11 protein-coding genes are annotated in these 13,461 nt (G+C 66.8%); 5 read left to right on the top strand and 6 right to left on the bottom strand.

Annotation, left to right across the window (positions count from 1 at the left end):
• Positions 1 to 116: 116 nt before the first annotated feature.
• The 4 genes from ACFE77_RS02340 to ACFE77_RS02325 all read right to left on the bottom strand — a co-directional run bounded on the left by ACFE77_RS02340 (position 117) and on the right by ACFE77_RS02325 (position 5,364).
• Positions 117 to 2,207: an AsmA family protein gene (locus ACFE77_RS02340; RefSeq protein WP_375420015.1), complete on the bottom strand. Its 2,091-nt coding sequence runs from the start codon at positions 2,205 to 2,207 to the stop codon at positions 117 to 119.
• Positions 2,208 to 2,311: 104 nt separating this feature from the next.
• Complete coding sequence (locus ACFE77_RS02335; RefSeq protein ID WP_375420014.1) at positions 2,312 to 3,856, bottom strand: DHA2 family efflux MFS transporter permease subunit; 1,545 nt, start codon at positions 3,854 to 3,856, stop codon at positions 2,312 to 2,314.
• A gap of 10 nt (positions 3,857 to 3,866) precedes the next feature.
• Complete coding sequence (locus ACFE77_RS02330; protein ID WP_375420013.1) at positions 3,867 to 4,925, bottom strand: HlyD family efflux transporter periplasmic adaptor subunit; 1,059 nt, start codon at positions 4,923 to 4,925, stop codon at positions 3,867 to 3,869.
• Complete coding sequence (locus ACFE77_RS02325) at positions 4,918 to 5,364, bottom strand: MarR family winged helix-turn-helix transcriptional regulator (protein ID WP_375420012.1); 447 nt, start codon at positions 5,362 to 5,364, stop codon at positions 4,918 to 4,920. The genes ACFE77_RS02330 and ACFE77_RS02325 overlap by 8 nt, the downstream gene beginning before the upstream one ends.
• Positions 5,365 to 5,463: 99 nt before the next feature.
• On the opposite strand from ACFE77_RS02325, the gene ACFE77_RS02320 reads away from it, so the two are divergent.
• The 5 genes from ACFE77_RS02320 (at position 5,464) to ACFE77_RS02300 (ending at position 9,780) form a co-directional block, all read left to right on the top strand.
• Positions 5,464 to 5,880, top strand: coding sequence for a BLUF domain-containing protein (locus ACFE77_RS02320; RefSeq protein ID WP_375420011.1), 417 nt, complete (start codon positions 5,464 to 5,466; stop codon positions 5,878 to 5,880).
• Positions 5,881 to 5,980: 100 nt separating this feature from the next.
• The gene (locus tag ACFE77_RS02315) at positions 5,981 to 7,081 is read left to right on the top strand and encodes a PAS domain-containing protein (protein ID WP_375420010.1); all 1,101 of its coding nucleotides are present in this window, start codon (positions 5,981 to 5,983) and stop codon (positions 7,079 to 7,081) included.
• Positions 7,082 to 7,543, top strand: coding sequence for a response regulator (locus ACFE77_RS02310; protein WP_375420009.1), 462 nt, complete (start codon positions 7,082 to 7,084; stop codon positions 7,541 to 7,543). It begins immediately after the preceding gene.
• 605 nt (positions 7,544 to 8,148) lie between these two features.
• Positions 8,149 to 8,697 (top strand): PEPxxWA-CTERM sorting domain-containing protein, encoded by a 549-nt coding sequence (locus ACFE77_RS02305; protein WP_375420008.1) that lies wholly within the window; start codon positions 8,149 to 8,151, stop codon positions 8,695 to 8,697.
• Between the two features lie 162 nt (positions 8,698 to 8,859).
• Positions 8,860 to 9,780, top strand: a complete 921-nt coding sequence (locus ACFE77_RS02300) for a cation diffusion facilitator family transporter (RefSeq protein WP_375420007.1) — start codon at positions 8,860 to 8,862, stop codon at positions 9,778 to 9,780.
• A 6-nt stretch (positions 9,781 to 9,786) separates the two neighbouring features.
• On the opposite strand, the gene ACFE77_RS02295 is transcribed toward ACFE77_RS02300, so the two are convergent.
• Positions 9,787 to 10,044, bottom strand: a complete 258-nt coding sequence (locus ACFE77_RS02295) for a hypothetical protein (protein ID WP_375420006.1) — start codon at positions 10,042 to 10,044, stop codon at positions 9,787 to 9,789.
• A 46-nt stretch (positions 10,045 to 10,090) separates the two neighbouring features.
• Positions 10,091 to 13,393 (bottom strand): glycosyltransferase, encoded by a 3,303-nt coding sequence (locus ACFE77_RS02290; RefSeq protein WP_375420005.1) that lies wholly within the window; start codon positions 13,391 to 13,393, stop codon positions 10,091 to 10,093.
• Positions 13,394 to 13,461: the final 68 nt, after the last annotated feature.

Below are 13,461 nucleotides of genomic sequence, written 5' to 3'. Positions count from 1 at the left end.
AGGATCAGTCGTTTTCGGCCAGTGCTCCGCATAACGAACAACGACGAAGGCAAACCGCTCCGTCATCCCCGCGAAGGGCGGGGATGACGGGATCATTCGGGGTTACCGTCAGTCCTTCAGAATATCCCCAAAAAATTCTTCTTCTTTCCCGATTTCTTGTCGGTCTTCCCCGTCCCGACATCATCGCGCCGCTCGCCTTCCGTCGTCCGCTGGGCCGCGGCCGGTGCCCCGCGCAGCACCGGACCGCAGGCTGCCGCTTCCGCATCGCCGACATCGACGAACGCGAGAATGCCCGCCACCGGCGTCGCGAGCAGCGCGAGGCCGAGCCCCGCACCCGCGCGGTTGAGCAGTTCGGGGCTGATCACGTCGATCCGCGGTTCCGCGAAATAACCCTTCAACCCGACCGGCGACTGGCCGGAGAACACGCTGAACTTCTTACCGTCGGCGCGAAAGGCGAGGTCCATCGCCTCGGTGCCGAAGCTGAAGCCGCCGCGCCCGACGATCACGTTCTTGGTGGTGTCGATCAGGATCGGATCCGCCGCCGCGACGCCGCGCCGGACGGTGAAGGCGATCACGCCGCAATTGATCTCCACCGGCTTTTTCAGCCGGCCCTGGAACATCTTCTGCACGAAGGTGCCGACATCGAGTTCGGCGAGCTGGACGTTGCGCGTCCAAAAGGTGCCGTGCGGCATCGTCAGCGCGATGCGACCATTCGCCGCCGACAGCGATTCATGGATGGTCTCGCCGTCACCTTCGAGCTGGAGCCGGCCCTTGATCATGCCGGTGGTACCTGCCTCGGCCACCCCGAAGCCCGCGAGCAGCCGGCTCATCGGGGTCGGCGCGAGGCGGATGTCGTAGCGGGTATGGGTCGGGCGCTTGCTCGCGTCGATCGTCACGTCGGCAGCGACGTTGCCGCGCGCCATCGCGAAGGTCAGCGGCGACAGCTGGAGCACGCCGTTCTTCAATCGCGTCGTCAGCGCGACGTTCGAGATCGGCACCTTGCGCGATCGCACGGTACCGACGGTGTAGCGGACATCGGCATCGAACTGCCGCATCGCCTCCACCCGCAGCCGCGCATCGGGCAGCATTCGCGCGGGCGCGGCGCCGGTCGCACGCGCCGCGGCGACCACGCCCTTGGCGGCGACGAGATCGGGATTGTAGCCGATGAATGGCGCGACATCGACGATGTCTAGCTGCCGGGTGGCGAGCGTCGCGTCGATGTGGATCCGAGGTTCGATCTGCTGGACGGTGAAGCTGCCCGCGATGTCGCTGTCGCCGAACCGCCCCTTCATCCCCGTGAAGCGATAGTCGGTGCCGCGCTTCACCAGGCTGGCCGTGAGCCGGTAGCGCCGGGTTTCCGGCACCACCACGCCGATAATGTTGAGCAGTTCGTCGATGTTGCGCCCGCGCGCCGCGACCGCCAGCGGCACGCCTTCGATATCGGCGACGCTCGGCAGCGTGCCGGCGACGTCGATCACATTATGGGCGGCGACCGCGCGAAGTGTGAGCTTGTTCTGCCCGCGGGCGACGGTGCGGTCGGGGGACAGCAGCGCGCCGGTCAGCGTGAACGGGGTCGCGCGGACCATGCCCGTGCCGGTGAAGTCGACCGATTGCCCGATCCGCGCGGCGTTCGAGCGGATCGTCTCGAAGCGGAGATCGGCGAGCAGCTTCATCCGCGGATCACGGTAGCGGATCGTGGTGCCCGCCACCGTCGCGACGTCGATCGTCGGGAACTCGAGCGGCTTGCCGCCCTTCTTGTCGCCGAAGGTCCAGCTGTTGCGATCGTGCGCGGCGTTCCATTCCAGATCGACCGCACCGTTGACCAGATCGAGCGAATAAAGTCGCCGCCGCCCGAACAGCAGCGACAGCGGGGCGATCCGCGCCTCGACATGATCAGCGCTGAACAGATGCGGTCGCGTCGTCCAGCCGGGGTTGGAGACGCTCGCGCGGTCCGCGACGAGCCGAATCGCGAACGGCGCGAAATAAAGCTGGAAATCGCCCCCTACCCGCACCTCGCGATCGGTTAGCGACCCGACGACGCGCTCGAACGGGTGGCGCAGGAACCGACCCTTGGTGATGTAGAGCAGCAGCCACACTGCAAAGATCGCCACCACGATACCGACGAGCACCCGCACCACGATCTTGCGCCGCCGGCCCGGCCGCTCGGCGGCGATCGGCTCGTCAGGCGCAGCGGAGATCTCGGTCATCGTCGTACCTCGCCCTGTTCGCTCCGCGCTTCTTCCGCGCGTGACCGGCGATCAGACTAGCGAAACGCGCGGAGGTTCCTAGATGCCTTTGCCTGCCTGAACCATCAATGACCCATCGCGTCAGCGGCGGCGGCGACCGGCGCGGCGCCCCTCGGCCGCTTCAGCACTAAGACCAGCGGCAACGCCGCGAGCGTCAGGATCATCATCAGCTTGAAGTCGTCGATATAGGCGATCATCGCCGCTTGCTTGTTGATCAGCGCATCCGCGAGCATCAGCGCCTGGTCGGTGGTGCCGCCGACAGCGCTCGACACGACCGGATCCGCGCCGCCGATCACGCCGGTGGTCAGATGCCCGCCGAGCACCTCGTGGCTGATCTGGACGTTGCGCGCGAGCAGCGCGGTGACCACTGAGATGCCGACCGAACCGCCGATGTTGCGCGACAGGTTCATCAGGCTGGCGCCGTCGGTGCGCTTCATCGGGGACAGCGTCGCGAAGGCCATGACGTTCAGGGGTATGAAGATCAGGCCAAGCCCGACGCCCTGGACGACGCCGGTGACAATGAACGGCATCGATCCCATCTGTAGGTTCCAGCCGGTCATCTCCCACAGCGAATACGCCGCGATGCTCAGCCCCAGTCCGACCATGATCCGCGGATCGACGTTGCGCTGCATCAGCCGCCCGGCGATCCACATGCTCGCGACGATCCCGATCCCGCGCGGCATCAACAGCAGCCCGATGGTCAGCACCGGATAATTGTACAGGCTCTGGAGCATCGGCGGCAGCAGCGCGAGCGTCGCGGTCATCAGCACGCCGATCACGAACATGAAGCCGAGCCCGGTGATGAGGTTGCGGTTCGCGAACAGGCTGCGATCGAACATCGGGTGATCGGCGAGGAACAGGTGAACGACGAACATCCACGTTGCCGCGAGTGCGACCATGCCCTCGATCCACACCTCCCACGAACTGAACCAGTCCTGCGTCTGGCCACGGTCGAGCATCAGCTGGAACACGCTTATCGCGACCGCCAGCGAGGCGAAGCCGAACAGGTCGAACCGCCGCCGGGTGATGCCGCGGCCGGGCAGCAGCGCCCACAGGATCGCGAAGCAGCCGATCCCGACCGGCACGTTGACGTAGAAGCACCAGCGCCAGTCGTAATAGTCGGTCAGCCAGCCGCCGATCACCGGGCCGAGGATCGGGCCGACCATCACCCCCATTCCCCAGATCGACATCGCGCTCGCCTGTTTGGACTTGGGGTTGATGTCCATCATCACGGTCTGGCTAAGCGGGTTCATGAACGCCGCAGCGATTCCCTGGAGCACGCGGAACACGACCATCTCGGGCAGGCTCGTCGCCAGCCCGCACAGCATCGACGCGATCACGAAGCCGACCACCGCACCGAGGAACAGGTTGCGGCTGCCGACCCGGTCGGACAACCAGCCGGTCAGCGGGATCGCGACCGCGGACGCGACGATGTAGCTGGTAAGCACCCAGGTCACGGTGTCGGCGGTCGCCCCGAGCGACGCCTGCATGTGCGGCAGCGCGACATTAGCGATCGTCGAATCGAGGATCTGCATGATCGTCGCCGCCATCACCCCCAGCGTCAGCAGCGGGCGATTGGACGTATGGAGAGCCGGCGCCTCGTCGTTCACGCGCGCGGCCCTACTCGACCCGGACGGTCACGTCGGCCGATTGCCCCGCGATCAGCTGACGCGGGCTCTTCTCGTCGATCGCGATCCGCACCGGCACGCGCTGCGTCACCTTCACCCAATTGCCGGTCGCGTTCTGCGCCGGGAGCACGGAGAATTCGCTGCCGGTTCCCGCACCGATCGACTGGACATGGCCCTTCAGCGTCAGCCCCGGATACGCATCGAAGCCGATCTCGGCCCACTGGCCGACGCGCATCTTGTTGAGATCGGTTTCCTTGAAGTTCGCCTCGACCCACGACCGGCCGTTGGCGACGATGCTGACCGCGGGCAGTCCGGTGATCATCATCTGCCCGACCTGGAGCCGATCGGCCTGGCTCACCGTGCCGCCGACCGGGGCACGAACGACGGTGCGCGCGAGATCGAGCGCGGCGCGCGACCGCTGGACCTGCGCGGCGGCGATCGCGGGCGCAGTGCCCGGCACCGCCGACCCTGCCGAGAGCTTGGCCTGCGCCTCCGCTGCTGCCGCCTGCGCATTGGCAAGCTGCGCGCGGGCCTGCTCCACCGCATGCTGAGCCTGCTGGAGCCGCGCGCGCGTGGTGAAGCCGCTGCTCATCAGCGCTGCCTGCCGCTGGTAATCCTCCTGCGCATTGGTGATCGCATCGCGCGCCGCCTCGATATCTGCGTTGGTGCCGCGGTAGTTCGCCTGCAAGGTCGCAACGTCGACCTGCGCGGTCGCGATCGATGCGTTCGCCTGGGCGACCGCGATCCGGTACGGGTCGGGATCGATCCGGAACAGCATGTCGCCGGCACGCACCTGCTGGTTCTCGCGCGCATTCACCTCGACGATCCGGCCCGCGACATCGGCCGACACCGCCACCTTGTCCTGCGAGACATAGGCGTTGTCGGTCGATACCGTCCGGCCCGAGGTCACCCACAGATACGCGCCGATCAGGACGATCAGCAGCGGCACACTCAGCAGCAGCGCCAGCCGCCCCCAGCGGCGTGGCTTCGCAACCTGGACCTGTGCCGCCTCCGCGCTACGCAGGTCGGTGACGGGATCGGCATCAGCCATGTGCACTATCCTTCCCGGTTTCGGGTGTGGCGAGATTGTCGCGAATACGGTCGAGCGTCGCGGTCAGGCGGGTGCGATCCTCCGCCGCCACGCCCGCCAGCGCGGTCGCGAACAGGTCGTCCGCGATCCGGCCCAATTGCTCCAGCAGCGGTCGCGATCGGTCGGTCAGGAAGATATTCCAGGCGCGGCGATCGCCCGGATCGCGCCGCCGCTCGACATGCCCCGCGTCCTCCAGCCGATCGACCATCCGGCACAGCGTGATCGGCTCGACCTCGAGCAGATCGGCCAGTTGGCCCTGGTTGATGCCTTCGTGCCGGGAAAGCGCGGTCAACGCGCGCCATTGCGGCCGCGTCACCCCGATTGCGCGTGCACGCTCGTCGAACCGCCGCCGCATCAGCCGGGAGACATCGCTGATTAGAAAACCGATGCTGTCACTCATGAGCGCAGATATAGTGAGTATCCTCATGTCTGCAATTTGTGTGCTGACGATAATCACGGGGAACAAGAAGTTGATCCATATCAACGTCATCGATTAGGCGTGGTGATACCCGGCACCCCGCTAGGAGGTCTCTTGCGTCAGGTTCTTTACGTCAGCACGAGTACGGCACCCCCGCGACAAGCGGTGGTTGACGCCATCCTCCAGCAATCGCGCCACAACAACGCGCTCGAAAGCGTCACCGGGCTGCTCTGGGTCCGCCGTGACCGCTTCCTCCAAGTGCTCGAAGGACCCGACGAGGCGGTCCGCCTCACCCTCGACCGGATCGTCAAGGATCCTAGGCACCGCGATGTCGAGGTGCTTGTCGATCGCGATCTCGATCAGCGGGAATTCGGCAGCTGGTCGATGGCCCTGCGCCACAGCGGGGAAACCGACGACGACGTCGACGGCCGTGTCCGCACGCTGATCGCGTCGAAGCCGGACGCGACGCATGCTCATTTCGAGCGTTTTCTAGGATAAAGGGCGGGCCCTCTGGCCAACGAGGGTGAGCCGCTCTATCGGCTCACGCGCGGCACCTGGCGTGCACGTGCCGGGTTCCCGGCGAGACGGAGCGTATTTCTTGAAGCAGCGTGACGACTGGCACCTGACGGATAAGGTGCATCATGAATCCGGCGAGGGCGATCCGTTCGCCGCGGCGGTCCGCGCGACCCGCATGCCGATGGTGATCACCGATCCCCAGCAGGACGACAATCCGATCATCTTCGTCAACGAAGCCTTCCAGAAGCTCACCGGCTATGACCGCGACGAGATCATCGGCCGCAACTGCCGCTTTCTCCAGGGGTCCGACACCGATCAGGTCGAGGTCCGCAAGCTGCGCGAGGCGATCGCCGCGGGGACGAGCGTCGATGTCGACCTGCTCAACTACCGCAAAGACGGGTCGACCTTCTGGAACGCGCTCTATGTCAGCCCGGTGCGCAACGAGGCCGGCGCGATCCAGTTCTTCTTCGCCTCGCAAATGGATGTCACGAGCCGGGTCGAAGCGCAGCAGACGATCGCGCTGCAGAAGGCGGAGATCGAACGCGAGGTCGAACGGCGCACCGCCGCGCTCGCCATGGCGCTGGAAGCCAAGACGGTGCTTCTCCACGAGGTCGATCACCGCGTGAAGAACAACCTGACGATGATCGGGTCGCTGCTTCGGCTCCAGGCACGCACGATCGACGATCCCGCGATCACCAGCAAGCTGGAGGCGATGCTGGAACGCGTCGATGCACTCGCGACCGTTCACCGCCGGCTCTACCAGTCGGACGACGTGACCCGGTTCGACGTCGCTGCCTTCGCGGTGAACCTCGCCACCGACGTGATCGGCGCCAGCGGGCGCGACGACATCGTGGTGGACAGCGTGGTCGAGCCGATCGACGTGCCGTCCGCCAGTGCCGCCGCGTTCGGCTTGGTCCTGAACGAGGTCGTGACCAACGCGATTAAGCATGCTTATGCCGACGGCCGACCGGGCACCCTGACCATCCGTGCCGATGTCGCCGACGATCAGGCGCGGATCGTCGTCGCGGATGACGGACCTGGCTTCACCGACGGCCCCGGTCGCGAAGGCGGGCTCGGGCGCACGCTGATCGACCGGATGGCGCGCCAGGTCGGCGCGGCCGCGGTCTATACCAGCGCGGCGCCGGGCACCCGGGTGACCATCTCCTTCCCCGTGGCGCGCTAGGTGGATCCGATCGCCAAGACCCTTGCCGTCCTCATCGTCGAGGACGAGGCGTTGCTGGCGATGGATCTCGAGGCGATGGTGACCGACTGTGGCCACCGCGTGATCGGGGAGGCGGCGTCGTTCGACGAAGTCGAGGCGCTGACGATCGACGCGCCCGATCTGGTGTTTCTCGACATGCACCTGGCAAAGGGATCGAGCGGGCTGGACGTCGCCGCGCTCATCCGCGAGCGCTGGACCAGCGCGGTCATCGTCTTCGTCACCGCGAACCCGATGAAGATCCCGTCGGACTTCGCGGGTGCGCACGGCGTCATTCCAAAACCATTCTCGCGCAACGGGCTGATGTCGGCGATCCGCTACCTGCAACAGGGCATGACCGCGCCACCGCCGTCGATCCCGCGCCCAATCAGCTTCGTCCCCGCGCCGATCATCGAGGCGCGCTGGAGCGAAAGCGAGATGACCTGAAGCAGACCCAGTCACCTTCTTCGTCGTCCCCGCTCTAGACCCGCGGCCGTCGACGCTCGGCGCAGGTACTAGATGCAATCGTGGTTCGGTAAAGCACGACGGCCAGGCTCCAAGCAGTCGCAAACATAGATCAAGATCTTCAAGGCGGTCCTTCCGACTACGACCCGCAGGATCGCCACCTGATCCCGCGATTTGCTCGTACATTGCCCGCACTATTATCGTGCGCCTTCGACCGATCGTGCTGAAACAGGACAGTTTAACCATGCTTCGATACGTCGGCATGGAAAAACCGGCCAAATTCAAACCGAGAAGTCGTTTGAATCTAATGCTCTAGGCGCCCCGCAATGATCATAAGCAAGAACAGGGTTAACGCGCACATGGTCCATGTGCGGTCCTTAACTTGCTGTTAATCGATGGTGGTGGGTTCCGAGGGAGACTCGCTCGAAAGGGCGCAAGCGGGTCGAAGTCACTCTCACTGGATCAATCGTCTAACTCGGGAGGTAAACATGTCATCTATTCTGAAGTCGGTACTCGCTACTGGTCTTGTCGCAAGCGTTGCCGTGTTTGCGGCCCCCGCAAGCGCAGCGACGTTCGCATTCATGCCAATGGGTGCTTCGCCATCGAATGGCTATACCGTAATCAACACGTTCGACACTGCAGCGGGGCTGATCGGTGAGAAGTTCCAGATCAAGGTTCCGCCGGCCGATGGCAGCGGTGCACCGCCCGCCAACTCGCAGCCGGCAGGCACCGCCTATTTGTCGGTCCTTAACGGCGGGTTCGCGACCTACACCTTTATGAACGCGGTCAAGTCATTCCAGTTCGACTGGGGCTCGATCGACTCGTACAACCAGCTCACGATCGGCAGCAGCACCGGCATCGACATCGTCATCCCCGGCAGCAGCAGCTTCGAGAACCCAGCCAACGGCAATCAGTCCGATCCTTCGACGAATGGCCTGTTCACCATCACCGGCGACGAGGGCGAGTTCTTCACCAACGTGACCTTCTCGTCGACCGGCAATTCGTTCGAGGTCGACAACCTCGCGATCGCAGCGGTTCCGGAGCCGGCGACCTGGGCGATGATGCTGATCGGCTTCGGCCTGATCGGTGCGACCGCACGGTATCGTCGTCGTCACAGCGCCGTTACCTACGCCTGATTTTCCCTGACAGATGTGCGGAAGCCGTCGGCCGAAAGGCTGGCGGCTTCCTGCCGTCAGCATGCATATCGATCGCTACGCCGTGCATCCTACCGCGCGGCGGTACGTTGCCCGCCATGACCAGGCGACCGTCCCGTCGCCTGACTGTGCGAGCGCAAGACGATGACCATCGTGGAACGAATCCGGGCCAACATCGTGCTGTACGGCGCGCTCGCCGCCAATGTCGGCATCGCGATCGCCAAATTCGTCGCGGCGGCGATCAGCGGATCGTCGTCGATGCTGACCGAGGGCGTGCACTCGCTAGTCGACAGCGGCAACCAGGTCCTGCTCCTCTACGGCCAGCATCGCGCCCGCCGCGCACCCGATCGGCTCCACCCGTTCGGCTATGGCCGCGAGCTGTACTTCTGGGCGTTCATCGTCGCGATCCTGATCTTCGCGGTGGGCGCGGGCGTATCGGTCTACGAGGGCTGGCAGCATATCCGCGAACCCGAACCACTCGGCAATCCGCTGATCAACTATGTCGTACTCGGCGTCGCTTTCCTGCTGGAGGGTAGCTCCTGGACGATCGCGGTCCGCGAACTGGGCGCCAAGCGCGGCGAGCTCGGCTGGTGGGCGATGATCCACCGATCGAAGGATCCTGCCGGATTCATCGTGCTGTTCGAGGACAGCGCGGCATTGGTCGGCCTCGCCTTCGCCGCGCTCGGGGTCTGGGCAAGCCACCACTTCGGCGATCCCCGCATCGACGGCGTCGCGTCGATCCTGATCGGCCTCGTCCTCGGGCTCGTCGCCGTCCTGCTCGCGCGCGAGGCGAAGGGATTGCTGATCGGCGAGAGCGCCGCGCCCGCGCTGATCGAGCAGGTCCGCACGATGATCGCGCGGCAGCCGCGGATCACTTCGGTCAGCGAAGTCCGCACCATCCACACCGCGCCCGAGGCGGTGTTCGTCGCGGTCACCGCCGACTTCGACGACACGCTGACGATGGGCGAAGGCGAGACCCTCGTCACCGCGATCGAGCACGAACTGAAGGCCGCGATACCGACCCTCACCTCGGTCTACATCCGCCCGCGCAAGGTCGGGACCTAACCGCCGCTACAGCCCGACGCGGTCCAATGCGCTCGCCAGTTCGTCGCTGATCGCCGCGTCGTCCTTCGGCACCAACCGGTTGAGCGCGGTCTGCACCCGGGTCTGCGCGACCTGCAGCGCCTTGTGACGAACGCCGCGGATCATGTTGGTACGCGACGACCTGCTCGCACCGAGCAGCGCGGACCATTTCTCCTCCTCCGCCGCCAGGATCGCCAGCGCGAGACGAAGGCCATCGCGTCGGCCGTGGGCGTAATCTTCGGACATCCGCCGGACTGTAGAGCGCGACCGCCGCAACGCCTAGCGCCGCTCGTCAGGCCGCCGCCCCTACCCCGACCCGACCGGTCCGCTCGAGCTTGCCCCAGCCCACCGTCCAGCCGCCGATCGCCGCCGCAATCGCGCGCAGCACGACGCCGTACATGATCTGCCGGTATACCAGCCGCTGCGCGATCAGCAGGAACGCGGGGAAGCGCGCGCGGTTACCGTCGAGCCAATAGCCGATCCACCCGCACGCCACGTCGATCGCGGTGAACGCGGTCCAGTAGACCGCCATCCGTCCGACATCGCCGCTGGTCTGCGCCCAGCCATGCTGCCCGACCCGCAGGATGGTCCCGATGATCGATACGATCAGCGCGAGATCGATCAGCGGCGAGATCGCGGCGAACGCGATCTGGAACAACCACGCCTGCGGCAACCCAACCCAGGCGAGCCCCGACGGCTTGCCGGTTCGCAGGATCCCGCGGTGCTTCCACAGGCATTGCAGCGTCCCGAACGCCCAGCGGAACCGCTGCTTGGCGAGCGCACGGAACGTCTCGGGCGCCTCGGTCCAGGCGACCGCATCGGGATCGTAGGTGATCCGCCACCCCGCCCGCTGGACCGCGATCGACAGGTCCTGGTCCTCCGCCAGCGTATCCTCGGGATAGCCGCCGACCGCATCCAGCGCGGCGCGGCGCCATGCACCGACCGCGCCCGGCACGACCGTCATCGCGTCGAACCCGGCAAGCGCCCTGCGTTCCAGATTCTGCGCGGTGATATACTCCACCGCCTGCCAACGCGTGACCAGGTTGACGCGGTTGCCGACCCGCGCATCGCCCGCGACCGCGCCGATCCGCGGGTCGGCGAACCACCGCGCCAGCCGCGTGATCGTCTCCGGCTCGAATTGCGTATCGGCATCGAGCGCGATGATCACCTCGCCGCCCGCATCGAGCAGCGCACGGTTGAGCGCCGCCGCCTTGCCGCCATTCTCGAGCGTCAGCAGCCGCACCCGCGGATCGCCCGCGAACGCCTCGCGCACCCGCGCGCTGGTCGCGTCCTTCGAACCGTCGTCGGCGACGATCACCTCCAGCCCGGCATAGTCGCTCGCCAGCACGCGCTGCACCGACGAGACGATCACGCGTTCCTCGTTATAGGCGGGGACGATCACCGATACGGTCGGCGTGAACGCCGGCGGGTCCGCGCGGCGATGGCGCGCCTGCAACCAGGCGAGCGCCGCCATCATCATAGCGCGCGCGATACCGAGGGAGATGGCGACGTAGAACAGCCAGGTGATCCCCGCGACCAGCGCTGCCAGGATCACGAACACCGCGACATCGGTACGCACCGCCCACAGGTCGCCACCCGACACCGTCGGCATCGCCTGCGCGGGGCTGACGCCAACCAGCTGCGATGCGGTGACGAACCGATACCCCTGCTGCTTCAGTGCCGCGATGATCCGCGGTAGCGCCGCCACGGTCTGCGCGCGGTCGCCACCGCCGTCGTGGAGCAGGATGACGTTGCCGCTGTTGGTCGGTGTCGCCGCCGCCACCTGATCGAGCACCTGCCGGACGATCGCGTCGGTCCCCGGCCGCTGCCAGTCGTTCGGATCGACATGGAGCCCGACCACCGTATAGCCGAGCTGCTGCGCGCGCAGGGCGGGCTCCAGCTCGTCGATCGTGGTCGGCTCCGCATCGCCGAAATAGGGCGCACGGAACAGCGTCATCGATCGCCCGGTATAGGCCTGCACCAGCCGCTGCGTCGCGTTCAGTTCGAGCGAGGTCGCCCGCGGCCCGAGCCGCGCCATGTTGGGATGCGTGTAGCTGTGGTTGCCGATCTCGTTGCCGCCCGCGATGATGTCGTTGAGCAGACGTGGATGCGCGAGCGCGTTCTCGCCGATCACGAAGAAGGTCCCGGGCACCCGCGCAGCCTTCAGTTCGTCGAGGATGCGCGGCGTCCAAACGCCGTCGGGCCCATCGTCGAAGGTCAGCGCCAACAGCTTCGGGTTCGCGGCGCCCGCGCGCTGGACCACATAGGGGGTCGGCAGCGCGTCGTAGCGCTCGTCGCGGATGATCCCCTGCGCATCTATCCGCGTCGTGCGCTTGCCGGTGGTGGGGGTCGCGGTGATGCGCAGGATCTCGCCCGATCCCTCGACATCGGTGTTCAGCATCGCCGCCGGGCGCGACAGATCAGGCACGCCGCCGGTGCGCATCGCCGCCAGATCGGCCCAGAAGCCCTGATCCTCGGTGCCGAGCCGCCAGAGCGCGACATTGTCGATGTCGAGCCGCTTCAGCACCTGCATCTGGTTCCAGCTGGTTGCCGCATCCATCATCCAGATAGAATGTCGCACGCCGTCCTCGTCATAGCCGAAGCTGGCATTGCCGCTGGCGGCGTCGAACGCGGGCGAGGCGTCGCTGTCGTGGGCGGCGAGCCACGCCTCCTCGATCGACAGTGCGTCGGTGTCGCCGCCATGCCAGTCATAGCCATAGCTGCCGAGCGCGATGACGAGTTGGTCACCGGGCACCGCGCGGCGCGCGGCCTGCACCTGCCGCACGAACCAGTCCTGCGCCGCAATCGGACCGGGCTCGCCGCCCTCCCAATGCTGGTCATAGGCCATGAACACGATCTTGTCCGCGACCTGCGCCAGCGCGCGCAGCGGCCAGCGATCGTCCTCGGCGGGCGCGGTGACCGCCAGGATGGCGCCCTTCGGCATCGCCGCGCGCAACTGGCGCAGGAATCCGAGATACGGGCGCATCGCGGGGGCGGGCAGCGATTCGAAGTCCATCACCAGCCCGGCCGCATGGCGCGCCACCACATAAGCCGCCAGCTGCCGCACGGTCGCGGCGCTCTGTGCCGGATCGGCGAGCAGCGCCGCGGCACCGGCGCCGTCCCATGCGTCGGTGCCGTAATTCTGCACCATCGGCAGTATCTTGGGCGGGTTCGGCAGCGCCGCGACGCTGCGATCGAATGCGTCGTCGTGCTGCACCGACACCTGATGCTGCGGCCCCGCGATGCTGACCAGCGCGGGCACTACCCAGTCGAGCGCACTGCCGTTACGCCGCAGCGACGCCAGGCTGGCATCGTCGCCGGGCACGTAGAAGCCGACGCTCAGCGCCGCGCCGGTGTCCTGCGCCATCCGCCGCGGCAGCCAGGCCGCGATCCCGTGCCGGTGCCGCTGCCCGCGCGCGGCGGCGGCATGCGGCTGCGGCAGGGGCAGCCGCAGGTCGCGGCGGGACGGCACCAGGATCAGCGTCGTCGCGAACGCGATCGACGCCAGCACCAGCGCGAGCATCACGATCCCGAGCGCCCGGCGCGACATCCGGCTGCGGCGGCCGGAGGGATCGAAGAACACGGGCGCTGGCATCGCTGGGCCTTTTCGAACGGCGCGCCAGGCAAATCCGACGCGGCTTTGACCGGCGCTTGTAGCGCGCG

Origin of the sequence: uncultured Sphingomonas sp. (assembly GCF_964243315.1) — a bacterium.
Taxonomy (GTDB): Bacteria; Pseudomonadota; Alphaproteobacteria; order Sphingomonadales; family Sphingomonadaceae; genus Sphingomonas.
The sequence above is the reverse complement of the archived record's forward strand: the minus strand, read 5'-3'. Positions and strand labels throughout refer to the sequence as shown.

Coding starts and splice junctions, on each gene's coding strand:
- ACFE77_RS02340 (WP_375420015.1), bottom strand. CDS start 2,207: ATGACCGAGATCTCCGCTGCGCCTGACGAGCCGATCGCCGCCGAGCGG.
- ACFE77_RS02330 (WP_375420013.1), bottom strand. CDS start 4,925: ATGGCTGATGCCGATCCCGTCACCGACCTGCGTAGCGCGGAGGCGGCA.
- ACFE77_RS02325 (WP_375420012.1), bottom strand. CDS start 5,364: ATGAGTGACAGCATCGGTTTTCTAATCAGCGATGTCTCCCGGCTGATG.
- ACFE77_RS02305 (WP_375420008.1), top strand. CDS start 8,149: ATGGGTGCTTCGCCATCGAATGGCTATACCGTAATCAACACGTTCGAC.
- ACFE77_RS02300 (WP_375420007.1), top strand. CDS start 8,860: ATGACCATCGTGGAACGAATCCGGGCCAACATCGTGCTGTACGGCGCG.
- ACFE77_RS02295 (WP_375420006.1), bottom strand. CDS start 10,044: ATGTCCGAAGATTACGCCCACGGCCGACGCGATGGCCTTCGTCTCGCG.
- ACFE77_RS02290 (WP_375420005.1), bottom strand. CDS start 13,393: ATGCCAGCGCCCGTGTTCTTCGATCCCTCCGGCCGCCGCAGCCGGATG.